We start from the raw sequence: 22828 nt of genomic DNA, 5'->3' as shown, positions 1-22828 counted from the left end.
GCGTGGGGAGGCGTCGTGGACGACTACGCGGGAAGGGTGCTCGCGGACCGCTACCGCCTGCCGCTGCCGCCGGCGGACGCGGACCCGTACGCGGACGCGTACGCGCTGGTGGAGACGCGCGCGTTCGACACGTACAGCGGGCAGGAGGTCCTGGTCCGCCAGGTGCCGCTGCCGGAGTTCGTCGACGCCGAGGTGCTCGACGGCGACGGCGGCCCCGCCGACCCCTACGGCGGCACGGGACGGGCGACCCGCCGACCCGCCGAGCCCGTCGTGCGCCGCGCGATCGAGGCCGCCCAGGCCGCCGCGCAGATCCCCGACCACCCCCTGCTCGACCAGGTCTTCGACGTCTTCGCGGAGGCCGGCTCGCTGTGGATAGTGAGCGAGGTCGTGGCGGCCAGACCACTGGCCGCGCTCCTCGCCGAGCGCCCCCTCACCCCGTACCGCGCGGCCGAGATCGGCGCCGACGTCCTCACCGCCCTGCGCGCGCTGCACGCCCACGGCTGGGTCCACCGGAACATCACCGCCCGCACCGTCCTCGTCTGCGACGACGGCCGGGTCGTCCTCACCGGCCTCGCGGTCGGCGCCGCGGAGGAAGCCCTCTGCGGCTACGCACCCGTCCCGACCGAGTCCGCGCCGTTCGAAGCCGAGCCGTTCGAGGGCGCTCCGTTCGAAGGTGCTCCGTTCGAAGCCGAGCCGTCCGTCGTCGAGCCGTCCGTCGTCGAGTGGCCCGAGCCCGAGGAGGGGTACGGCTCCCAGCAGTTCGTACGCGAGGTGTACGAGGCCGAGGTCTACGAGGCGGAGGTGTACGAGGAGCCCGGCCCGGACGGCCGGACGGGTGGGCGGCTCCTCGCGGGGGACGGCGCCGGCATCGACCTGTACGGCACCGGTCCCCATGCCGCCGACGCGTATGCCGCCGACCTGTACGACACCGACCCGTACGACAACGATCCGTACGACACCGATCCGGACGTCACCGAGGCCTATGACGGGGACCCCGGCGAGGACGGCGACACCGGCTCCTCCGGCTCCGGGCCGCACGGCGACGACGGTTCCCACGGTGACGACCCGACCGACGTGGACCACACCGACGTCGACTCCACCGACGTCGATCCTGCCTCCGCCCCCTACGGCGCCGATCCCTACGGCCGTGCGTCCTCCGAGTCCACCGCCGCGTCGCAGCCCGCGCCCGCGCCGACGCCGCCGACGCCGCCGACCGCCGACGTGCGGGCCGCGCGGGCCGGTGCCATCGCCGCGTACCGGGCGGGTGCGCGCGCCGCGGCGCGGCTGGGCGAGACCGGGGCGCTGCCGGTCCAGCGCCCCGCGCCGCCGGAGCTGCCGCCGCCGCCCGCCGCGCCCGAGCCGCAGTGGTGGGCGCGGGTGGCGGACGACGACGAGGACGACGAGGACGACGACGGCGAGACGTACGGCGGCCGTGGGCCGCAGCCGGGCCCGCCGCGGATGATGCTGGCCGGCAGCTGGAGCGACGGCCCGCACGCCTCGCGGGACGCCTCCGGGCCGATCCCGGCCGGGGGCGGTTCGGTGCTGCCCGGTTCGGGGCGGCCGGCCCTGCCCGCCGGGTACACGGCCGCCACTCCGGGGCCGGCGCGCGTCCCGGCCCCCGCGGGTGCCCGTGACGACGACCGGGAGCCGGTTGCCGTGACGGCCGGGGAGTACCGCGGCCCGGCCACGCGGCTCGACGCCGAGCGGGCCCGGCAGACCCGGATCGCGGTCGTCGGCGCCGTGACCGAGCGCTGGGCGCCGGAACAGGCGGGGCCCGTCCACGAGAACTGGCGCCTCGCGCCGCCCATCGGCCCCGCCACCGATCTCTGGGCGCTGGGCGCGCTGCTCTACCGGGCGGTCCAGGGGCACGCCCCCTATCCGGAGGACAGCGCGGCCGAGCTGGTCCAGCTGGTCTGCGCCGAGCCGCCCGCCTTCGCCGAGGAGTGCGGGCCGCTGCGCCCGGTCGTGGAGTCCCTGCTGCGCCAGGACCCGATCGAGCGGCCGGACTTCGAGGAGCTGCGCGGCTGGCTGCGCTCCCTGGTCAGGTCGGCGCCCGAGCCGGAGGCCGGGGCGGGTGTCGTGCCGCTGCCGTCCTTCGACGAGAAGCGGCTGCCGATCGTGCGCCGGCGCGGCGAGCTGGTGCGCCGCCGGCGCGGGGGAGCGGGGGCGGGCCGGCACCGCCACAAGCGCGGCAAGGACCCGCGTCCCGCGGACCGCCGCGAGGACGTCCACGAGCACGACTCCGCGTACGAGCGCGCGTACGAGCGCGGTCACACGTACGAGCGTGACCGGGCGTACGAGCGCGCGCCCCACGACGTGACGGCGGAACCCTCGGGCGGCTTCCGGGCGGAGTACCGGGAGGAGTACCAGGAGGAGATCCCGCAGCGGGCTCCGCGGGCGCCCCGCGCGCCCCGCGCCTCGTCGTCCGGGGGTCCGGACTCCCCGCGCTCCCTCGGCCGTACGCTGCTGGTGCTTGTCTTCCTCCTGCTCGGCGGGGCCGTGGCGTACGCGGTCCTCTTCATGCCCGGCGACGCGGAGACCCCCGACGCGCGGGCCACGCCCACGACCGGCGCGCCGCCGTCGACGGCGCGGCCGTCCGCCGAGCCGTCGGGCGGACCGACGGGCAAGCCGACCACCGGGCCGCCCGCCGGGGCGACCACGGCTCCGCCCGCCGCGGATCCGTCGGTGCCCGCCCTCGCCGCCGGGTACACCCTGCGGCAGGATCCGGAGGGTTTCCGGATCGGGGTGCCGAACGGATGGCGGCGCAGCCCGATCAACGACGCCGGGCAAGTCCGCTACACCAGCGGTGACTTCACGATGATCGTCGTGCCGGGCCGGGACAGCGTCCGGGACAACGGCGGCGACCCGTTGGAGTACCAGAACACCCGGGAGCGCGAGCTGGAGCCGTGGCGGGCGTCCAGCTGGTCGGGGGCGGAGCGCACGCGCCGGGTGGACATCGGCAGGACGGCGACGGCCACGGGAAGTTACTGGTGGCTGGACGGCACGGGCCGCGAGGTCTTCGTCCGCAACCTGGCCCTGATCGACGGGGGCAGGTACCACGTCGTCCAGGTCATCGGCCCGTACGCCGAGCGCGACAAGGTCGGCGAGATCCACGACGAGGCGACGAGGGCGTTCCGGCCCGGACGCTGAAGCGGAACGATTCCTACCGGCCCCTGGTCACAGTGCTGTTCCTATGACGGCCCCGAGGTTCCGCCGCCCGGGCCCCCCTCCGTAACCTGTTCTCCGAAGGAATGCGGGGGCAAGTGGAACATTCTCAGAGCACAGGCGAGGGGCTGCTGCTCGCCGGGCGGTACCGGCTGGGCGAGTCCATCGGGCGCGGCGGCATGGGCAAGGTCTGGCGCGCGCACGACGAGGTACTGCACCGCGTGGTGGCGGTGAAGGAGTTGACGGCCGGTCGGTTCGTGGCAGAGGCCGACCGCCTCGTGCTGCACGCCCGCACGCAGAAGGAGGCGCGGGCCGCCGCCCGGATCACGCACCCCGGTGTGGTGACCGTCCACGACGTCCTGGAGCACGACAACCGGCCGTGGATCGTCATGCAGTTCGTCGACGGGCCCTCGCTCGCCGACGCCGCCAAGGAGGCCGGCACGATCGAGCCGCGCGAGGCGGCCAGGATCGGGCTGCACGTCGTCGGCGCGCTGCGGGCCGCGCACGCGGCCGGGGTGCTGCACCGCGACGTCAAGCCGGGGAACGTGCTGCTCGCGCGCGACGGGCGCGTCCTGATCACCGACTTCGGGATCGCGGCGATCGAGGGGGACTCGACGATCACGCGGACCGGCGAGATCGTCGGCTCCATCGACTACCTGGCGCCCGAGCGGGTGCGCGGTGGCGATCCCGGACCGGCCTCCGACCTGTGGTCCCTCGGCGCGACGCTGTACACGGCGGTGGAGGGCACCTCGCCGTTCCGCCGCACCTCCCCGATCAGCACCATGCAGGCCGTGGTGACCGAGGAGCCGCCGCACCCGGAGAAGGCGGGGCCGCTGGCGCCCGTCATCGTGGCCCTGCTGAGCAAGGACCCGGACCGGCGTCCGCGCGCGGACGAGGCCGAGCGGATGCTGCTCGACGCGATGGAGGGGCGCAGGCCGGAGGCGGCGCAGGCGTACGTGCCGACCCAGCGCGTCGCCAGGGAGGACCTGGGCCCGGCGGCGGGAGGCATCGGTACGGGCGCCGGCCCGGCCGGCGGAGCGCGTACCGCGGACGGCTCGGGTGCGGACGGCAGGGGTGCGGACGGCACGGGCACCGGCACGGACGGCTCGGTGGCGGACGGGACGGCGGGCGCGCCGCGGAAGGTCACCGCTCAGTGGCCCCACCCGCCGCAGTCGTCCCACGGTTCGCAGCCGCCCCATGGGTCCGCGCTGCCGCAGTCGCCTCCCACCCTGGTCCCGGACGCGTCCTCACGGCCCGGCCGCGGCCGGTGGCGCAGCGCCGTCCTCGCGGCGCTGCTCGCCGGGGTCGTCGCGGGCGGTGCCGTCTTCGCCGTCATGAACTACGCGGGTGGTGATCGGGGCGGCAACGGCGGACAGACCAAGGCGCCCACCTCCGCCCCGCCCACCAAGGGCACCGCGGACGGCGTCCCGGCCGGCTGGCACCGGGTCGTGGACCCGGAGGGCTTCAGCCTCGTCGTGCCGGACGGCTGGAAGCGGCAGACGGAGGGCGACCAGATCGACTACACCCCGGACAACGGCCGCCACCGCATCCGGATCAGCATCGACCGCAGCCCCGACTTCGAGAACCCGTACATGCACGCCCTCGACCTGGAGCGCGTGCTGCAGAAGCGGATGAACTACAAGCGGGTCAAGCTCAACCAGAACACCTACCGCGACCAGGTCCGTTCCTGCCTGTGGGAGTTCAGCTGGACCGAGCGGAAGGACTTCCCCGGGCCCCGGCACGCGATCGACCAGATGTACTACGAGGACGACGGCACGGAGTACGCCATCTACATGTCCTCGCCGGAGTCGAGCTGGGAGACCACCCGGCAGCAGTTCGACGTCGTCGTCCGGTACTGGCGGGCGCCGGGCGACTGAGCTTCACGCGCGCGTGGCGACCGCCCGGTGACCGGGCTTCCCGCGCACCGCGCACGCACCGGGGCCGGGCCGGAGGTTTTCTCCGTGCCCGGCCTCCGGCGTTCGTAAGCCGCTGATCAGGGCTTATGTGCCAGTGATCGCTGGCACGATGTGAGCACCCGGTGAAAACGCATTACCGACGGGTACCCAAAGGGCGGAACGCGGCCTACGCTCGCCCTCATGACGGACTCGCAGGCCCCCGCCGCCCCTCCGGTTCTCGACGCCCCCGCCGCGCAGGGCAGGGCGGCCGCGCCCGCCGGCGCGACCAACCCGGTCGCGCCCGCGCCCGCCGGCGCGCGCACCGCCGCCGACGTCGTGACGCCCGAGGTGGTCGCCCGCCTCACCCGCGGCGTCGCCGGCTCCGGCCGCACCGCCAACCACACCCCGTTCACCGGGGAGAAGCTGGCGGACCTGCCCGAGTCCACCCCCGAGGACGTCGCCGAGGCCTTCGCACGCGCGCGCGCCGCCCAGACCGCCTGGGCCGCCACCCCCGTCAAGGCCCGCGCCGCCGTCCTCCTCCGCTTCCACGACCTCGTCCTCCAGCGCCAGTCCGAGGTCCTCGACCTCATCCAGCTGGAGACCGGCAAGGCACGCCTGCACGCCCACGAGGAGGTCCAGGCGGTCGCCGTCGCCGCCCGCCACTACGGCCGCAAGGCCGCCTCGTACCTGCGCGCCAAGCGCCACACCGGCGTCGTGCCGACCCTCACCAAGGTCACCGAACTGCGCCAGCCGCGCGGGGTCGTCGGCCAGATCGCGCCCTGGAACTACCCGCTCGAACTGTCCGTCGGCGACGCCCTGCCCGCCTTCGTCTCCGGCAACGCCGTCGTCATGAAGCCCGACACGGAGACCGCGCTCACCGCGCTCTGGGCCCGCGACCTGCTCGTCGAGGCCGGACTTCCCGCCGAGGTCTTCCAGGTCGTCATCGGCGAGGGCCCCGTCGTCGGCCCCGAGGTCGTCAAGCACGCCGACTACGTCTCCTTCACCGGATCCACCCGTACCGGCCGCGAGGTCGCCCAGGGCGCCGCGGCCCGCCTCGTCGGCGTCTCCCTCGAACTCGGCGGCAAGAACGCGATGCTCGTCCTCCAGGACGCCGACATCGAGAAGGCCGCCGCCGGCGCCGTCCGCGCCTGCTTCTCCTCCGCCGGCCAGCTCTGCATCTCCATCGAGCGGCTGTACGTCCACGAGTCCGTCGCCGACGCCTTCCTGGAGCGCTTCGCCGCCCGCACCAAGGCCATGCGGCTCGGCAGCTCCCTCGCGTACGGGGCCGACATGGGCTCCCTCGTCGGCGACCGGCAGCTGGAGACCGTCAGCCGCCACGTCGAGGAGGCCGTCGCCAAGGGCGCCAAGCTCGTCGCCGGCGGCGTCGCCCGCCCCGACATCGGCCCCCTCTTCTACGAGCCGACCATCCTCGACGGCGTCGAGGCCCCGATGGCCGTCTGCGCCGAGGAGACCTTCGGCCCGGTCGTCTCCGTCTACCGCTTCCGGGACGAGGACGAGGTGATCGACCTCGCCAACGGCACGCCCTACGGCCTGAACTCCTCCGTCTGGACGAAGGACTCGCGCCGCGGCCACGCCGTCGCGGCCCGGCTGCGCACCGGCACCGTCAACATCAACGAGGGGTACGCCCCCGCCTACGGCAGCGTGCAGTCCCCGATGGGCGGCATGAAGGACTCCGGCCTCGGCCGCCGCCACGGCTCCGAGGGCATCCTCAAGTACACCGAGGCCCAGACCGTCGCCCAGCAGCGGCTGATGCCCCTCGCGCCCTCCTTCGGGATGGACGACGAGAAGTACGCGGCCCTCATGAGCGTGTCCCTGAAGGCGATGAAGGCCCTGCGCCTGCGCTGACTCCCGCCGGGGCGGTCTCCGCGGCCGCCCCGGACTCCCCGCCCGATTTCACCCTTTCCGTACGAGGAGAGCCATGACCGCGGTACCCCCTACCCAAAACCAGGAGCAGGCCGAGGACGCCGCGTACGACTACGACGTCCTCGTCGTCGGCTCCGGCTTCGGAGGGTCCGTCACCGCCCTCCGCCTCACGGAGAAGGGCTACCGGGTCGGCGTCCTGGAGGCCGGACGCCGCTTCACCCGCGCGACCCTGCCCAAGAACTCCTGGGACCTGAAGAACTTCCTGTGGGCGCCGACGCTCGGCCTGTACGGCATCCAGCGCATCCACCTGCTGGGCAACGTCATGGTGCTCGCCGGCGCGGGCGTAGGCGGCGGTTCGCTGAACTACGCCAACACGCTCTACGAGCCGCTCGCGCCGTTCTTCGACGACCCGCAGTGGAAGGACATCACGGACTGGCGTGCGGAGCTGAGCCCGTACTACGACCAGGCCAAGCGCATGCTGGGCGTCCGGCTCAACCCCACCATGACCCCGTCGGACGTCCACCTGAAGGCGGCCGCGCAGAGCATGGGCATCGGCGACACCTTCCACATGGCGCCGGTCGGCGTGTTCTTCGGCGACGGCCGGGACGGCGACGGGACGGCGAAGGCGAAGCCGGGCGGCGAGGTGGCCGACCCGTTCTTCGGCGGTGCGGGCCCCACCCGCAAGGCCTGCACCGAATGCGGCGAGTGCATGACCGGTTGCCGGCACGGCGCGAAGAACACCCTCAACGAGAACTACCTCTACCTCGCCGAGAGGGCGGGCGCGGTCGTCCACCCCATGACCTCGGTCGTCGCGGTCACCGAGGACTCGCGCGGCGGCTACGCGGTCAAGACCCTCCCCTCCGACAACCGGAAGAAGGGCAAGGGCCGCACGTTCACGGCCCCCGAGGTCGTCATCGCCGCCGGCACCTACGGCACCCAGACGCTGCTGCACCGGATGAAGGACACCGGCCTGCTGCCCCGTATCTCGGGCCGCCTCGGCGAGCTGACCCGCACCAACTCCGAGGGCCTCGTCGGCTCGCAGACCACCGACCGGCGCTACCGCAGGAAGCACGGCAAGGACAGGGCCGACTTCACCCGCGGCGTCGCCATCACCTCCTCGATCCACCCCGACGAGAACACCCACATCGAGCCGGTCCGCTACGGCAAGGGATCCAACTCGATGGGCGCGCTCACGATCCTCCAGGTGCCGTACGGCGCGCACCGGGTGCGCAGGTGGCTGCTCGAAATCGTCAAGCACCCCGCCCTCGCCGCCCGCTCCCTCTCCAACCGGCGCTGGTCGGAGCGGACCATCATCGGCCTCGTCATGCAGTCCCTGGACAACTCGCTGACCACCTACCGCAAGCCGGGCGGCATCGGCAAGGGCCTGCTCACCGCCCGCCAGGGACACGGCGCCCCCAACCCGACGCAGATCGAGGCGGCCACCGAGGCCGCCACCCTCCTCGCCGAGGAGATCAACGGCTTCGCCGGCTCCAACGTCGGCGAGCTGATGGGCACCCCGCTCACCGCCCACTTCCTCGGCGGCTGCCCGATCGGCGCCGACGCCGAATCCGGCGTCATCGACCCGTACCACCGGCTCTTCGGCCACCCCGGGATCTCCGTCGTCGACGGAGCGGCGGTCTCCGCCAACCTCGGCGTCAACCCGTCCCTGACCATCACGGCCCAGGCCGAGCGGGCCATGTCCTTCTGGCCGAACAAGGGCGAGGAGGACCCGCGCCCGCGGCAGGGCGAGGCGTACGCACGGCTCTCGGCGGTCGAACCGAAGTCCCCCGCGGTCCCGGCCGAGGCCTTCGGCGCCCTGCGGCTGCCGTTCCTCGGCATGCCGGCGGTCCCGCCGAAGAAGGCCTGAACCCGGAGACGATCCCGGACGGATCCCGGACACGACCCCGGACACGACCCCGGACACGATCCCGGACACAGGAGAGGGCGCTGCACCCCCCTCCGAGTGCAGCGCCCTTCCAGTTCTTGGTGGTGCTGCATAGATGACCCGCGACCGGTGGGATTGGTTGTAGCGGTTGCACAGGATCTCCGTGTGACGCGCGTCACGCTGGGGATACGGGCATGCGGAAGGGCCCCGCGCTCGCGATTCCGGTCGCGGCACGGGGCCCTTGGGGTCGGCACCGGTGTCAGGGCAGCGGCGGTGCCGAGCGGGGCGGCGCCGGGGGGTTGCGCCGCGGGGATGGGGAGGGGTGGGGGGGGATCGGGGGACGGGGAGGGTCGGGAGATCGGCCGGATGCGGCCGGCCCCGGGCGTCCCCGGGACCGACCGCCCTTTCTGGGTGACCGGGCTGCTGTCCCCTGCTGTCCGGTCACAGGCGCTGGTGCGAGGTCCCACGACGTACCTGAGGTACGCCACACGCCCCAGCGAAGCCACGCGTGGTTTCTTTCGGGCCCGCCCCTGGCTGGCACGGACACCCGGACCAACGAAGCCGGGCCGAGGCCGGTCACGCGCCGTACGGGTGAGAGCGGGCCCGAACTCAGATGCGGGCGGTGACCCGCATCCGGGCAATGGCCTCGGACGCGGAACGGCTCCCCTTCCGGGCAGTGGCCTCGGGCGCGGCACGGCTCCGCATCCGGCCGGTGGCCTCAGACGCGGCCGCGGCAGAGCTCCAGCATCGTCATCGCCAGCGTCGTGCCGGGCTTGCCGAGCGCGTCCCTGTAGTGGGCGAGGACCTCCATCTCGCGGGCGAGGTTCACCCGGCGGCCGCCGGAGGAGATCCGGGCCTCCTGGATGACGGCGGAGACGGCCATCCGTTCCTGGATGAGTCCGATGATCCGGTCGTCGAGCGCGTCGATGCGCTCGCGGGCGTCGCCGATCAGCGTCGCCGCCTCGTCGGTGCGGGCGCCGGTCTTCTCGGTCTGGGTCATGGCGGTCATGTCGGGGCTCCTCGTGGTGTCGGATGCCCCGGGGCGACATGGCCCGGAGACAAGCAGAACGCCCCGGGCCTTGTCGGCCCGGGGCGCCTGGGAAGTCGCTTGTCAGTTGCTCAAGCAGCACGACCATGGCAGCCGGTGGGCCGGTTGCCATAGGTAAAGACGAAGGTCGTGAGCTTGCGCATGGCGACAGTATGGACCCCGCCGACGGGCCCAGGCCAAACCGGGTTCGGATGGTGAGACGAAAAGTCCGACCGGCGCGCCGGTAGAATCGACAAATAGCACCCCCCTTCGGGGGACCCCCTCCTACCGCCGGAAGGCCGCCGTAGTGTCATCAGCGACCCCCGCTGCCGCGCCCGACGTCTCCAACCCGGACGTAGTCCTCGTTGTCGACTTCGGCGCCCAGTACGCCCAGCTCATCGCCCGCCGCGTCCGTGAGGCCCGGGTCTACAGCGAGATCGTCCCGTCCACCATGCCGGTGGCCGAGATGCTGGCCAAGAACCCGAAGGCGATCATCCTCTCCGGCGGCCCGTCCTCCGTGTACGCGGAGGGCGCCCCCCGCCTCGACCGCGCGATCTTCGAAGCGGGCGTCCCCGTCTTCGGCATGTGCTACGGCTTCCAGCTGATGGCGACGACCCTCGGCGGCACCGTCGACAACACCGGCGCCCGCGAGTACGGCCGTACGCCGCTGCACGTCTCCAAGGCCGGCTCCACCCTCTTCGAGGGCACCCCGGTCGAGCAGTCGGTGTGGATGTCGCACGGCGACGCCTGCTCCGCCGCCCCCGAGGGCTTCTCCGTCACCGCGTCCACGGACGTCGTGCCGGTCGCCGCCTTCGAGAACGACGAGAAGAAGCTGTACGGCGTCCAGTACCACCCCGAGGTGCTGCACTCCACGCACGGCCAGCAGATCCTGGAGCACTTCCTCTACCGCGGCGCCGGCATCGAGCCCAGCTGGACCACGGGCAACGTGATCGAGGAGCAGGTCGCGGCCATCCGCGCCCAGGTCGGCGACAAGCGCGCCATCTGCGGTCTCTCCGGCGGCGTCGACTCCGCCGTGGCCGCCGCACTGGTGCAGAAGGCCATCGGCTCGCAGCTCACCTGCGTGTACGTCGACCACGGTCTGATGCGCAAGGGCGAGACCGAGCAGGTCGAGAAGGACTTCGTGGCCGCCACCGGCGCCAACCTGGTGGTCGTCGACGCGCAGCAGCGCTTCCTCGACGCGCTCGCCGGCGTCTCCGACCCGGAGACCAAGCGGAAGATCATCGGCCGCGAGTTCATCCGCGTCTTCGAGCAGGCGCAGCTGGAGATCCTCCAGGAAGAGGGCCCCGAGGTCGCGTTCCTCGTCCAGGGCACGCTCTACCCGGACATCGTCGAGTCCGGCGGCGGCACCGGCACCGCCAACATCAAGTCCCACCACAACGTGGGCGGCCTCCCCGACGACATCGAGTTCGAGCTCGTCGAGCCGCTGCGCCAGCTGTTCAAGGACGAGGTCCGCATGGTCGGCCAGGAGCTCGGCCTGCCGGAGGAGATCGTCCAGCGCCAGCCGTTCCCCGGCCCCGGCCTCGGCATCCGCATCGTCGGCGAGGTCACCAAGGATCGCCTGGACCTGCTGCGCGAGGCCGACGCCATCGCCCGCGAGGAGCTCACCGCGGCCGGCCTCGACCGCGAGATCTGGCAGTGCCCTGTGGTCCTCCTCGCCGACGTCCGCTCCGTGGGCGTCCAGGGCGACGGCCGCACCTACGGTCACCCGATCGTGCTGCGCCCCGTCTCCTCCGAGGACGCCATGACGGCCGACTGGTCGCGCCTGCCGTACGACGTGCTGGCGAAGATCTCGACCCGCATCACCAACGAGGTCGCCGACGTGAACCGCGTCGTCCTCGACGTCACGAGCAAGCCCCCGGGCACCATCGAGTGGGAGTAGTCGCTCCCGCAGACGTGTGAAGCCGCCGTCCCGGTCCGCCGGGGCGGCGGCTTCGTCGTGTTCGCGTCCGGACTCTGGTGACTTGCCCGGCCGGGCGTTACCTTCCGGCGCATGAGCGTGATACCGGAACCCGTACCCGTCGAACGGCTCCACTTCGCCATGCCGCCCGTCCACGCGACGGCCGAGGAGGAACGCACCCACCGCAGGCAGCGGCTCGCGGGCGCGCTCCGGCTCTTCGGACGGCTCGGGTACGAGGAGGGCGTCTCGGGCCACATCACCGCCCGCGACCCCGAGTACCCCGACTGCTACTGGGCGAACCCGTTCGGGGCGCCGTTCGAGGAACTCACGGCGAGCGACCTCATCCTGGTCAACGGCGACGGGCAGGTCCTCCGCGGCGGCCAGCACGTCAACCAGGCCGCGTTCACCGTCCACGCCGAGGTCCACCGGGCCCGGCCCGACGCCGTCGCCGTCGCCCACACCCACTCCGTCCACGGACGGACGCTCGCCGCGCTCGGCGAACTCCTCGACCCGATCACCCAGGAGGCCTGCGCCTTCTACCAGGACCACGCCCTCTACGACGCCTACACGGGCGTCACGGTCGACGCCGAGGAGGGCCGGCGGATCGCCGTCGCCCTCGGCTCGTTCAAGGCGATCGTGCTCCGCAACCACGGCGTGCTCACCGTCGGCGGCTCCGTCGACGCGGCGGCCTGGTGGTTCATCGCCCTGGAACGCTGCGCCCGGATCCAGCTCGCCGCGCGGGCGGCCGGCAAGCCGGTCCTCATCGACCACCGCGAGGCGGTCACCACCCGCGAACAGCTCGGCAGCGACCTCGTCGCCTGGATCAACTACCAGCCCCTCTGGCGCAGGATCAGCCGAGCGGAGCCCGAACTCCTGTCGTAACACCATCGCTTCACCCTTCTGTACGTCAATGGGACGGCGTGGCAATCACTCTCCGGCGGGGCGCACGCGGCAGGCGCGAGAGCCGCCGGTGGGGCACAATTCCGTGGAATCAACGGTCGGTTGGCCCTACGGGACGCACCGGTACGTGCCGTGAAGTGAGCTCGGGAAGTGGGCACCGTGGCGGTTCAAGAGGCGAGACAGTACGGCGAGCACGCGACGGCCTGCGCCGGCTGCGCCCACTGCGGACAGACCGGCCACCGGCGCGCGGTCGCCGCGTTCCTCGCCCGGCGCGACGAACTCGCCGCCGGGCACGGCGTCCCCGCCGCCGTCGCCCACTCGCCGGTCGCCGCCCGCCAGTGGGTCTCCGACGAGCTCGCCCAGTCCGCCCGCGCGGTCGCCGTCCGCGGCCGCGAGGCCGGCCTCGCCTGGCTCGACCGGGTACGGCGCGGCGGTCTCGCCGCGGTCTGGGGCGCCGTCCTCGCCCTCCTCCTCGGCCAGGCCCTCACCGCGATCGGGCACGGCTGGACCGGCGCCCGCACGGCCGGACTGTGCACCGCGCTGGTCCTCGCCGCCCTGCTCAGCGCCGCCGCCCACGTCCACCGGGCGCGCGGCGGTCTCCTCGCCCCGCTGATCGGCGAGGACAACCGACTCTCCACCACCCGCGCCGTCGCCGCCGCCTGGCTCCTGCTCCTCGGCTTCACCCTCCTCTTCCTGGCCTTCCGGTCGTCGGACGCGACCGCCTTCGGTCTGGCCCGCGGCGCGGGCCTGCTCACCGTCCTCGCGCTGGTGTCGGCCGTCACCGTCACCGCCCGTCTCGTCGTGGCCACCGGCATCGCCTCCCGCCGCCTCCAGAAGGTGCGCGCCGACCGCCCGCGCGCCGCCGACCTGGTCTGCGACGACAGCGGCCGCGCCAGCCTCGCCGACGTCCAGTACCTCCTCGTCTCCGCCGCCGTCCTGGCCCTCACCGCCGTCGGCCTCGCCCGCGACCCCGCCCGGCTGCCCGAGGTCCCCTGGTCCCTCGTCCTGCTCCTCGGCGTCTCGGCGGCCTGGCACCTCGCCGCGGAGTGCACCGAGGGCGTCCGCCCCACGATCCACTCCGTGGTCCGGTCCCGGGAGGCCGGCGACCTCGACGCCCCGATCCGCACGGGCGACGACATCGAGATCCGCGGCTGCGGCTTCGTCCCGCCCGGCGCCGGCGCCCCCGACCCGCTGACCCGTCTGGTCGTGCGCATCGGCCCCGTCCACACCCACGTGCCGCTGGTGCCCGTTCCCGGCGGCTTCGCCAACCCCACCGACACGGCCCTGACCGTCCCCCTCCCGGCGGACGTGGAACCGGGCCGGGTGGAGGTGTCGGTCGTGACGGCGGCGGGCGTGGAGACCAACCGGGTCACGATCGACGTGGTGGACTGACCGTCCGGCCCCCTTTCCCGTGTCCCCGGAGCCGGCAGCGAGGAGAATCGATCCGCGAACAGTCGTACGGGACGTGGAGAGGTGACCGACGATGACGGGACAAGCGGACCGGACGGACGACACGGGCGGTACGGGCCGTACGGACGACACGGGTGCCGGCGCCGGGCGCTTCGCCCGCTGGAAGGCCGCCTTCGACGAGCGGAAGGCGGTCGCCGCCCGCTACGCCCTCCTTCCGTTGCGGATCTTCCTCGGGGTCACGTTCGTCTACGCGGGGCTCGACAAGCTCACCGAACCCGGCTTCTTCGCCGACACCGGCAGCGGCTCCATCGGCGAGACGATGCGCGGGGTCCGCGACTCGTCCGCGATCCCCGCCCTCGTCGACCTCGCGCTCAAGAGCCCCACCGGCTTCGGCTACGCGATCGCCTTCGGCGAGATCGCCGTCGGGATCGGGACCCTGATCGGCCTCTACGCCCGCCTGGCGGCGCTCGGCGGCGCGCTGATCTCGCTGAGCCTCTGGCTGACCGTGAGCTGGCAGGTGAACCCGTACTACCTCGGCAACGACCTCGCCTATCTGATGTCCTGGCTCCCGCTGGTGCTGGCCGGGGCCTCGGTGCTGTCGGTGGACCGCTTCCTCGCCGAGCAGCGCCGTATTCGATAGGAGATCCAGGTCGCGAGGCCGGCCAGGCCCAGGCCGCCGCAGAGGACGGGGATCACCGCGTACCACGGCGTCGTCCAGGCGCCGGCGGCGTCGCCCGCGTAGAGCGCGGCCAGAGCGAGGGCGGTGAGGCCGGCCAGTAGCCGGCCGGGACGGAACTCATGAAGCAGCACGGGTGACCTCCACCTGTCCGATGCCGACCTCGAGCGAGAGGTCCACAGTGCCCGCCGGGGCGGTCCCGGCCGGCGGGTCGATCGTGCGGGTGACGTCGCGGTCCGGGGAGATGTCGATGTCGTTCGCGGGCTCGCCCGGCAGCCGCAGGTCACCGAGGCCCACCTGGGCACGCACCTTCACGACCGCGTCCTTCGGGACGATCACCTTGAGCTGCCCCGCGCCCACCTCGGCCGACGTCGAGACGGTCGAGCCGGCCGGGAGCGGGAGCCCCGACAGATCGAGGGTGCCGACGCCGGTGCCCACCTCGTAGTGGAGCTGCACGGCGGTGGCGGACGCCGGCTTCCACGTCTCGCGCATCCAGTCCGTCGAGATCTCGTGGGGCAGCGCCGTGGCCAGGGCGAGCAGACCCGCCGCGATCACCGTCTGGAAGACCGTGCCGAACCCGGTCCGGCCGAGGAAGCTGCTGACGACGAGGCCGAGGCCGAACACCGCGAGGGCGGCGACCAGGCCGGTCTGCAGGCTCGTGCCCAGGGGCTGGGTGTCCCAGGTCAGTGCGGTGCCGAGGACGGCCGCGACCATGGCGAGCAGGTACACGAGGCCGCCGATGGAACGCGGGCTGCGCCTGATCGACGGCTGCGGACGTCCCGGGGCGGGCGGAGGGGGACCCCACTGGCTGCCGGGCTTCGGCACCTCGCCGCCCACCCGGCCGTCCTGGTCGAGGACACCGTGCGGGCCCCACAGGTAGCCCACGGCCACCTTGCCCGTGGAGCCGTCCTTCACTATCGGGTCCTTCCACCAGGAGGGGAACTCGACCATCGGCGGGGCCTTGGTCTCGGGCGGGGCCTCCGAGGCCACCAGGGCGGCGGCCGCCGACTCCAGCCGGCCCTCGGGCTCCACGACCCCCGTCTGCCGGCGCCGCGACCAGACGGCGGCCGCGCTCACCACGAACCCCACCAGGAGCGCGGAGCCCAGCATCGTCCCGCTGTGCAGCATCGACAGGAAGATCCCGCAGCCCACCAGCGCCATCAGCACGGCGGCCAGCGAGGCGCCGGAGACGCGGCCGGTCAGCAGCCTGCGCCCCTCGTTCTCGTCCTCGCCCGCGAGCGGGAGCAGCAGCCAGGCGAAGCCGTAGAAGATCAGTCCGATGCCGCCGGGCACCGCCAGCACGCCGACCGCCACCCGGAAGATCACCGGGTCGAGGTCGAAGTACCGGCCGAGGCCGCCGCAGACTCCGCCCACGACCTTGCTGCCGCGCGAGCGCTGCAGGGGCGGGGCGGGAACGGCCTCCGCCGGTGGCGGGGCCTCGTGCTGCGAAGGCATCGAACTCGTCATGCGTCCATGGTGACCGCCCGTGACGCCGAGCGGCACCGGGGCCGACCCTGGCCCGACCCTGATATTCGGTGCCGCCTCGCCCCCGAGGCGTTACCAGGGACGATCTCAGGGCCGACCCTGATGTCCCGGGCGGGCCGAACGTGTGACGATCGGTGCATGTCCGCAGCCGCTCGTGTCACCGAGACCGACGAACCGCCCGTGCGCAGGCTCTACAGGAGCGCCGACGGGCGGTGGCTTGGCGGTGTCGCGCGCGGCCTCGCCGGGCATCTCGGTCTGCCGGTCGTCTGGGTGCGGGTGATCTTCCTCGTTCTCTTCTTCATGGACGGCCTCGGTCTCGTGCTCTACGCAGCCTTCTGGATCGTCGTCCCGCTCGGTGTCGGCGGCCGGACCCACCCACGCCCCCTCTTCGAGACCACCGCGGACGGCCGCAGGAGACTGCGCAAGCCGGACCGGGGACAGGTCCTCGCCCTGATAGCGCTCGCGATCGGCGGCGCGGTCCTCATCGGGAACATCAGCGTCGACAACGAGTCCGGGCGGTACATCTGGCCGGGGCTCCTCGTCTGCGGCGGTGTCGCCCTGGTCTGGCGCCAGGCGGACAACGCCCGCCGGGCCAGCTGGACGGAGGCGGGGCGCCGCCGCCGCGTCCTCCAGCTCGTCCGCGGCCTCGTCGGCGTCGCCCTGGTCGGCACCGGCCTCGCGGTCTTCGTCGTGGTGCGCGGCTCCGTCGCCCAGCTCGGCACGGCCCTCACCGCCGCCGTCGCGGTCCTCACCGGCATAGCCCTGCTCGCCGGCCCCTGGCTGGTGCGGATGTCGCAGGACCTCACGGAGGAGCGCACCATGCGCATCCGGGCCCAGGAGCGTGCCGAGGTCGCGGCCCACGTCCACGACTCCGTGCTGCACACCCTCACCCTGATCCAGCGGAACGCCGACGACGCCGGCGAGGTCCGCCGGCTCGCCCGCGCCCAGGAAAGGGAGCTGCGGAACTGGCTCTACAAGCCCGAGGGAACGGGCAAGGAAGAGGAGCCGGAGACCCTCGCGGAGGCGGTGAAGAGGGCCGCGGCCGAGGTCGAGGACAAGCACGGGGTCCCGCTGGAGGTCGTCGTCGTCGGCGACTGCCCGCTCGACGAGGGACTGTCCGCGCAGATGCAGGCCGCGCGCGAGGCGATGGTCAACGCCGCCAAGTACGGTGGCGAGGGTGGTGCCGTGCAGGTGTACGCCGAGGTGGAGGGCCGCACGGTCTTCGTCTCGGTGCGGGACCGGGGCCCGGGCTTCGATCTGGATTCCGTGCCCGCGGACCGGATGGGCGTACGAGAATCGATCATCGGCCGGATGCAGCGCTACGGCGGTTCGGCCCGGTTGCGGTCCGTCCCCGGCGAGGGCACCGAAGTGGAGCTTGAGATGGAGAGGGCGGACGGATGAGCGACGAGACGGGTGCGGCGACCGGAGCCGACGCGGATGCGGCGGGCGTGGAGCGCCGGGTGCGGGTGGTGCTCGTCGACGACCACCGGATGTTCCGCACGGGCGTGCAGGCCGAGATCGGCAGGACCGACGTCACCGGCGTCGAGGTGGTCGGCGAGGCCGCCGACGTCGACCAGGCGGTCACCGTCATCACGGCGACCCGCCCCGAGGTCGTCCTCCTCGACGTGCACCTTCCCGGTGGCGGCGGCGTCGAGGTGCTGCGGCGGTGCGCGAGCCTGATGAGCGCGCACGAGGACCCGGTCCGCTTCCTGGCGCTGTCCGTCTCGGACGCCGCCGAGGACGTGATCGGGGTGATCCGGGGCGGTGCGCGCGGCTACGTCACCAAGACGATCACCGGCACGGATCTGGTCGACTCGATCTTCCGCGTCCAGGAGGGCGACGCCGTCTTCTCCCCGCGCCTCGCCGGGTTCGTCCTGGACGCCTTCGCCTCCACGGACGCGCCCCCGGTGGACGAGGACATGGACCGACTCACGCAGCGGGAGCGGGAGGTGCTGCGGCTGATCGCCCGCGGTTACGCGTACAAGGAGATCGCCAAGCAGCTCTACATCTCGGTGAAGACGGTCGAGTCGCACGTCTCGGCGGTCCTGCGGAAGCTCCAGCTGTCCAACCGGCACGAGCTGACCCGCTGGGCGACCGCCCGCCGCCTGGTCTGACCCGCTCCGCCCCGGCCGGCACCCGGGGTCGACCCACCCGGGTCGGCCCCCGTGCCAAGCCCCTCCGGGTCAGCCCACCCGGGTCAGCCCACCCGGGTCGCCCCGGCGAAGGGCATCTCGTCGATGGGGGCGATCCGGATCGGGGCGCCGGGCCGGGGCGCGTGGATCATCTGGCCGCCGCCGATGTAGAGCCCGACGTGGCTGATGCCGGAGTAGAAGAAGACCAGGTCGCCGGGGGCGAGCTGGGAGCGGGAGACGCGCTGCCCGGCGTTGATCTGGGTGTACGTCGTGCGGGGGAGGGAGACGCCGGCCGCGCGCCAGGAGGCCTGGGTGAGGCCCGAGCAGTCGTACGCGGAGGGGCCGGTGGCTCCCCAGACGTACGGCTTGCCGAGCTGGGCGCGGGCGAAGGAGATGGCTGCGGCGGACCGGGCGTTCGGGGCGGTCACCGGTGTGCGGTCGCCGCCCGAGGAGCGGTCGGCCCGCACCGGGGTGGTGCCGGTCGAGCCCGTCGAGCCCGATCCACCGGTTCCGGCCGAGGCACCGGAGCCGTTCCGGCCGGCGACGGCGGCCTCGTACCGTGCCCGCTCCTCGGCGGTGAGGCGGGCGAGCAGCGTCCGGGCCTCGGCCAGCTTGCCGGTCACGGCGGCCTTCTGCCGCCGCAGCTCCTCCTCGTGCCCGCGCAGCGCGGCGAGGCGTCCCGAGGACTCGCCGCGCAGCTGCCGGAGCGCGCCCAGCTCACGCCGTACGGCAGAGATGGCGACCGCCTGCCGGTCGCCGGCCTTCTCGGCGAGCGCGGCCCGCTCCAGGTACTCGTCGGGGTCGGAGGTGAGGGCGAGCTGCACCGCGGGGTCGAGCCCCCCGGAGCGGTACTGGGCGGTGGCCATGGCCCCGAGCCCGTCCCGGGCGGTGTTGAGCCGCTGGGTCCTGCGGGCGGCCTCGTCACGCAGCCTGTCGAAAGCGGCTCGGGCCTCGTCCGCCTTCTCCTTCGCCCCGTTGTACCGCTCCGTCGCGACCTCGGCCTCCTCGTACAGCCGATCGACCTTGGCCTTGACCTGGGCGGTGGTGGGCCGGGGGTCCGCGTGCCCGGACCCCTCGAAGAGCGTCGCCGTCGCCGCGGAGGCGAGGGCGAGCGTGGCGGCGGTGCGGACCGCCTGACCACCGAGGGGGGATTGCCGGGACTTTCGGTGCGCTGCCACGAGGGCGGGTCACATCCTCTGCCTGAGGGGGACGGTGCCCGCCGGGCCGACGGCGGCCGCCACAGGGGAGACGACCGCCGCCGGATTTTCTCGGCGGGGGTGACCGACGACCGCCGGATCGCCGGCGGCGGTGGGGAGCCGGCCACCTGGTGGAGGACGCTAAACCTGAGGTCACGCCCCGGCGGCGAGTTGATCGGTATTGGCGTCAGTTGACGGGTCGGGGACCGGACGCGTTCACTCGGGGCGACGGCCCTGGGACCTTCCGGTGGACGACCGACCGAAGCGGCGAAGCGAGTGGACCCGGCCGGCGAGCAGTGCTAGGGCCCCGGCTAGGCTCCGCCCCATGGACGTACTCATCAATGTCTTCGTCGCCCTGCACATCATCGGTATCGCCTCGCTGCTCGGCGGGTTCCTCACCCAGATGAAGGCGATGGGCGCCGGTACGGCCCGGTTCAGCCCCGCGATGCTGCACGGCGCGCTGACCATGCTGGTCACGGGCGTCGCGCTGGTCGGCCTCAACCAGGCCGACGACCAGACCGTGAACAACCTCAAGGTCGGCATCAAGCTGGCGATCCTCGTCGTCGTCCTCGGCCTGGTCTACGTCAAGCGGGACGAGGAGAAGGTCGACAAGGGCCTCTTCGCCGCCGTCGGCGGCCTGACCACGGCGAACATCTTCATCGCGACCCTCTGGGTGTGACCCGTTCCGCAGCCGGGACGCCGAGGAGCGTTCCGAAGGCGGGCCCGGATGTCGGTGGGGCGTCCTAGACTCGTGAGGCGATGAGCAGCCTCTTTGACGACAGCTTCCTGGCAGGCCTCCAGAACCACTCCTCGGAGGAGCCCCCGCCCCACCCCGAGGACGACGTGCACGGCTCCCCGGCCGCGGAGGAGGTCCCGCACGACCTCTTCGGGGAGCACTTCGACGCGCCCCCGCCGCGGGACGCGCACTACCGCGACGGCGCCCCGCGCCCCGTCGTGGACCCCGCCGCGCTCCTGGAGGGGCTGAACGAGCAGCAGCGCGCCGCGGTCGTCCACACCGACACCCCGCTGCTCATCGTCGCCGGCGCCGGCTCCGGCAAGACCCGGGTGCTCACCCACCGCATCGCCCACCTCCTGGGCACGCGGCACGTCCACCCCGGCCAGATACTGGCGATCACCTTCACGAACAAGGCCGCCGGGGAGATGAAGGAGCGCGTCGAGCAGCTCGTCGGCCCGCGCGCCAACGCGATGTGGGTCATGACCTTCCACAGCGCGTGCGTCCGCATCCTGCGGCGCGAGTCGAAGCGGCTCGGCTTCACGTCCTCCTTCTCGATCTACGACGCCGCCGACTCGAAGCGGCTGATGTCCCTGGTCTGCCGTGACCTGGACCTCGACCCGAAGAAGTTCCCGCCGAAGTCGTTCAGCGCCAAGATCTCGAACCTCAAGAACGAGCTGATCGACGAGGAGTCCTTCGCCGACCAGGCCGTCGACGGCTTCGAGAAGACGCTCGCCGAGGCGTACCGGATGTACCAGGCGCGGCTGCGCGAGGCCAACGCCCTGGACTTCGACGACATCATCATGACGACGGTCCACCTGCTCCAGGCGTTCCCCGACGTCGCCGAGCACTACCGCCGACGCTTCCGCCACGTGCTGGTCGACGAGTACCAGGACACCAACCACGCCCAGTACACCCTCGTGCGCGAGCTCGTCGGCACGGGGTACGAGGACCTCGGCCCCGCCGAGCTGTGCGTCGTCGGCGACGCCGACCAGTCGATCTACGCCTTCCGCGGCGCGACCATCCGCAACATCCTCCAGTTCGAGGAGGACTACCCGGACGCGACGACGATCCTCCTGGAGCAGAACTACCGCTCCACGCAGACGATCCTCTCCGCCGCCAACGCCGTCATCGAGCGCAACGAGTCCCGCCGCCCCAAGAACCTCTGGACGAACGCGGGCGCCGGCGCGCAGATCACCGGCTACGTCGCGGACACCGAGCACGACGAGGCCCAGTTCGTCGCCGACGAGATCGACCGGCTCACGGACACGGGCGACGCCAAGGCCGGCGACGTCGCCGTCTTCTACCGGACCAACGCCCAGTCCCGCGTCTTCGAAGAGATCTTCATCCGCGTCGGACTGCCCTACAAGGTCGTCGGCGGCGTGCGCTTCTACGAGCGCAAGGAGGTCCGGGACGTCCTCGCGTACCTCCGCGTCCTCGCCAACCCCGAGGACAACGTCCCGCTGCGCCGCATCCTCAACGTGCCCAAGCGGGGCATCGGCGAGCGTGCCGAGGCGATGATCGACGCCCTCTCGCTGCGCGAGAAGATCACCTTCCCGCAGGCCCTCAAGCGGGTCGACGAGGCGTACGGCATGGCCGCGCGCTCGGCGAACGCCGTCAAGCGCTTCAACGCGCTGATGGACGAGCTGCGCACCGTCGTCGAGTCCGGCGCCGGCCCGGCCGTCGTCCTGGAGGCCGTACTGGAGCGGACGGGGTACCTGGCCGAGCTCCAGGCCTCGACCGACCCGCAGGACGAGACCCGGATCGAGAACCTCCAGGAGCTCGCCGCCGTCGCCCTCGAGTTCGAGCAGGAGCGCGGCGAGGAGCCCGCGAGCCTCGCCGAGTTCCTGGAGAAGGTCGCCCTCGTCGCCGACTCCGACCAGATCCCGGACGAGGACGAGGAGGGCCGGGGCGTCATCACGCTGATGACGCTGCACACCGCCAAGGGCCTCGAGTTCCCGGTGGTGTTCCTCACCGGCATGGAGGACGGCGTCTTCCCGCACATGCGCGCCCTCGGGCAGACGAAGGAGCTGGAGGAGGAGCGCCGCCTCGCGTACGTCGGCATCACGCGCGCGCGTGAGCGGCTCTACCTCACCCGCTCGTCGATGCGCAGCGCCTGGGGCCAGCCCTCGTACAACCCGGCCTCGCGGTTCCTCGAGGAGATCCCGCCCGCGTACCTGGAGTGGAAGCGGACCGGCCCGATGGTGAAGCCGGCCGGGCCCACCTCGGGGATCACGTCCTCGCTCTCGTCGTCCCGCGCGCGCTCCGGCCCGTCCGGGTTCGCCACCCGGCGCGCCGGGGAGAAGCCGGTGATCTCGCTCCAGGTCGGCGACCGGGTCACGCACGACCAGTTCGGGCTCGGCACGGTCATGACCGTGACCGGCGCGGGCGCCGACGCCCAGGCGACGATCGACTTCGGCGACGAGAAGCCGAAGCGGCTGCTGCTGCGGTACGCGCCGGTCGAGAAGCTGTAGTCCCCGCCGCCACGCGCACGCGTACGGGCCCCGGCTGCTGCCGGGGCC

The 22828-nt window shown here is 73.1% G+C and carries 15 protein-coding genes; 12 read left to right on the top strand and 3 right to left on the bottom strand.

Annotation, left to right across the window (positions count from 1 at the left end):
• The first annotated feature begins 15 nt into the window (after positions 1-15).
• From ACFCY7_RS28025 to ACFCY7_RS28010, 4 genes are all read left to right on the top strand, one after another.
• A complete protein-coding gene (locus ACFCY7_RS28025) occupies positions 16-3150 on the top strand; it encodes a protein kinase (protein ID WP_376488835.1) in 3135 nt (1044 codons plus the stop codon).
• 113 nt (positions 3151-3263) lie between these two features.
• Entirely contained in the window at positions 3264-5042 is a 1779-nt protein-coding gene (locus ACFCY7_RS28020; protein WP_376488834.1) for a serine/threonine-protein kinase, read from the top strand.
• 219 nt (positions 5043-5261) lie between these two features.
• On the top strand, positions 5262-6926 hold the full coding sequence (locus ACFCY7_RS28015; RefSeq protein ID WP_376488833.1) for a succinic semialdehyde dehydrogenase: 1665 nt from the start codon (positions 5262-5264) through the stop codon (positions 6924-6926).
• Positions 6927-6999: 73 nt separating this feature from the next.
• Entirely contained in the window at positions 7000-8811 is a 1812-nt protein-coding gene (locus ACFCY7_RS28010) for a GMC oxidoreductase (protein ID WP_376488832.1), read from the top strand.
• 736 nt (positions 8812-9547) lie between these two features.
• Here ACFCY7_RS28010 and ACFCY7_RS28005 read toward each other — a convergent pair.
• On the bottom strand, positions 9548-9838 hold the full coding sequence (locus ACFCY7_RS28005; RefSeq protein WP_376488831.1) for a chorismate mutase: 291 nt from the start codon (positions 9836-9838) through the stop codon (positions 9548-9550).
• Between the two features lie 325 nt (positions 9839-10163).
• Between ACFCY7_RS28005 and guaA the strand changes: the two genes are divergently transcribed.
• From guaA to ACFCY7_RS27985, 4 genes are all read left to right on the top strand, one after another.
• A complete protein-coding gene (gene guaA / locus ACFCY7_RS28000) occupies positions 10164-11756 on the top strand; it encodes a glutamine-hydrolyzing GMP synthase (protein ID WP_376488830.1) in 1593 nt (530 codons plus the stop codon).
• A 111-nt stretch (positions 11757-11867) separates the two neighbouring features.
• A complete protein-coding gene (locus ACFCY7_RS27995) occupies positions 11868-12656 on the top strand; it encodes a class II aldolase/adducin family protein (protein ID WP_376488829.1) in 789 nt (262 codons plus the stop codon).
• A gap of 177 nt (positions 12657-12833) precedes the next feature.
• Positions 12834-14066, top strand: a complete 1233-nt coding sequence (locus ACFCY7_RS27990) for a hypothetical protein (RefSeq protein WP_376488828.1) — start codon at positions 12834-12836, stop codon at positions 14064-14066.
• Positions 14067-14157: 91 nt separating this feature from the next.
• The gene (locus ACFCY7_RS27985) at positions 14158-14724 is read left to right on the top strand and encodes a DoxX family protein (protein ID WP_376488827.1); all 567 of its coding nucleotides are present in this window, start codon (positions 14158-14160) and stop codon (positions 14722-14724) included.
• Positions 14725-14880: 156 nt separating this feature from the next.
• On the opposite strand, the gene ACFCY7_RS27980 is transcribed toward ACFCY7_RS27985, so the two are convergent.
• Positions 14881-16227, bottom strand: a complete 1347-nt coding sequence (locus tag ACFCY7_RS27980; RefSeq protein ID WP_376488826.1) for a PspC domain-containing protein — start codon at positions 16225-16227, stop codon at positions 14881-14883.
• Positions 16228-16383: 156 nt separating this feature from the next.
• Here ACFCY7_RS27980 and ACFCY7_RS27975 point away from each other — a divergent pair, with 156 nt between their 5' ends.
• Together ACFCY7_RS27975 and ACFCY7_RS27970 are read left to right on the top strand one after the other, a co-directional pair.
• Positions 16384-17646, top strand: coding sequence for a PspC domain-containing protein (locus ACFCY7_RS27975; RefSeq protein ID WP_376488825.1), 1263 nt, complete (start codon positions 16384-16386; stop codon positions 17644-17646).
• On the top strand, positions 17643-18359 hold the full coding sequence (locus ACFCY7_RS27970; protein ID WP_376488824.1) for a LuxR C-terminal-related transcriptional regulator: 717 nt from the start codon (positions 17643-17645) through the stop codon (positions 18357-18359). Before ACFCY7_RS27975 ends, ACFCY7_RS27970 begins: the two co-directional genes overlap by 4 nt.
• Before the next feature lie 83 nt (positions 18360-18442).
• On the opposite strand, the gene ACFCY7_RS27965 is transcribed toward ACFCY7_RS27970, so the two are convergent.
• Entirely contained in the window at positions 18443-19555 is a 1113-nt protein-coding gene (locus ACFCY7_RS27965; RefSeq protein ID WP_376488823.1) for an NlpC/P60 family protein, read from the bottom strand.
• A 343-nt stretch (positions 19556-19898) separates the two neighbouring features.
• Between ACFCY7_RS27965 and ACFCY7_RS27960 the strand changes: the two genes are divergently transcribed.
• Positions 19899-20252: a hypothetical protein gene (locus ACFCY7_RS27960; protein ID WP_376488822.1), complete on the top strand. Its 354-nt coding sequence runs from the start codon at positions 19899-19901 to the stop codon at positions 20250-20252.
• 80 nt (positions 20253-20332) lie between these two features.
• A complete protein-coding gene (gene pcrA, locus ACFCY7_RS27955; protein ID WP_376488821.1) occupies positions 20333-22780 on the top strand; it encodes a DNA helicase PcrA in 2448 nt (815 codons plus the stop codon).
• The last annotated feature ends 48 nt before the right edge of the window (positions 22781-22828 follow it).

The sequence above is a fragment of the Streptomyces sp. NPDC056361 genome, assembly GCF_042262805.1.
In the GTDB taxonomy this organism is placed as follows: domain Bacteria; phylum Actinomycetota; class Actinomycetes; order Streptomycetales; family Streptomycetaceae; genus Streptomyces.
This window is presented reverse-complemented; position numbering and strand designations above follow the sequence as displayed.

Excerpts from the sequence above, each read along its gene's own strand:
- ACFCY7_RS28010 (WP_376488832.1), top strand. The coding sequence starts at position 7,000 with ATGACCGCGGTACCCCCTACCCAAAACCAGGAGCAGGCCGAGGACGCC.
- pcrA (WP_376488821.1), top strand. The coding sequence starts at position 20,333 with ATGAGCAGCCTCTTTGACGACAGCTTCCTGGCAGGCCTCCAGAACCAC.
- ACFCY7_RS28015 (WP_376488833.1), top strand. The coding sequence starts at position 5,262 with ATGACGGACTCGCAGGCCCCCGCCGCCCCTCCGGTTCTCGACGCCCCC.
- ACFCY7_RS27975 (WP_376488825.1), top strand. The coding sequence starts at position 16,384 with ATGTCCGCAGCCGCTCGTGTCACCGAGACCGACGAACCGCCCGTGCGC.
- ACFCY7_RS27995 (WP_376488829.1), top strand. The coding sequence starts at position 11,868 with ATGAGCGTGATACCGGAACCCGTACCCGTCGAACGGCTCCACTTCGCC.
- ACFCY7_RS28005 (WP_376488831.1), bottom strand. The coding sequence starts at position 9,838 with ATGACCGCCATGACCCAGACCGAGAAGACCGGCGCCCGCACCGACGAG.
- ACFCY7_RS27960 (WP_376488822.1), top strand. The coding sequence starts at position 19,899 with ATGGACGTACTCATCAATGTCTTCGTCGCCCTGCACATCATCGGTATC.
- ACFCY7_RS27980 (WP_376488826.1), bottom strand. The coding sequence starts at position 16,227 with ATGACGAGTTCGATGCCTTCGCAGCACGAGGCCCCGCCACCGGCGGAG.
- ACFCY7_RS27985 (WP_376488827.1), top strand. The coding sequence starts at position 14,158 with ATGACGGGACAAGCGGACCGGACGGACGACACGGGCGGTACGGGCCGT.
- ACFCY7_RS27970 (WP_376488824.1), top strand. The coding sequence starts at position 17,643 with ATGAGCGACGAGACGGGTGCGGCGACCGGAGCCGACGCGGATGCGGCG.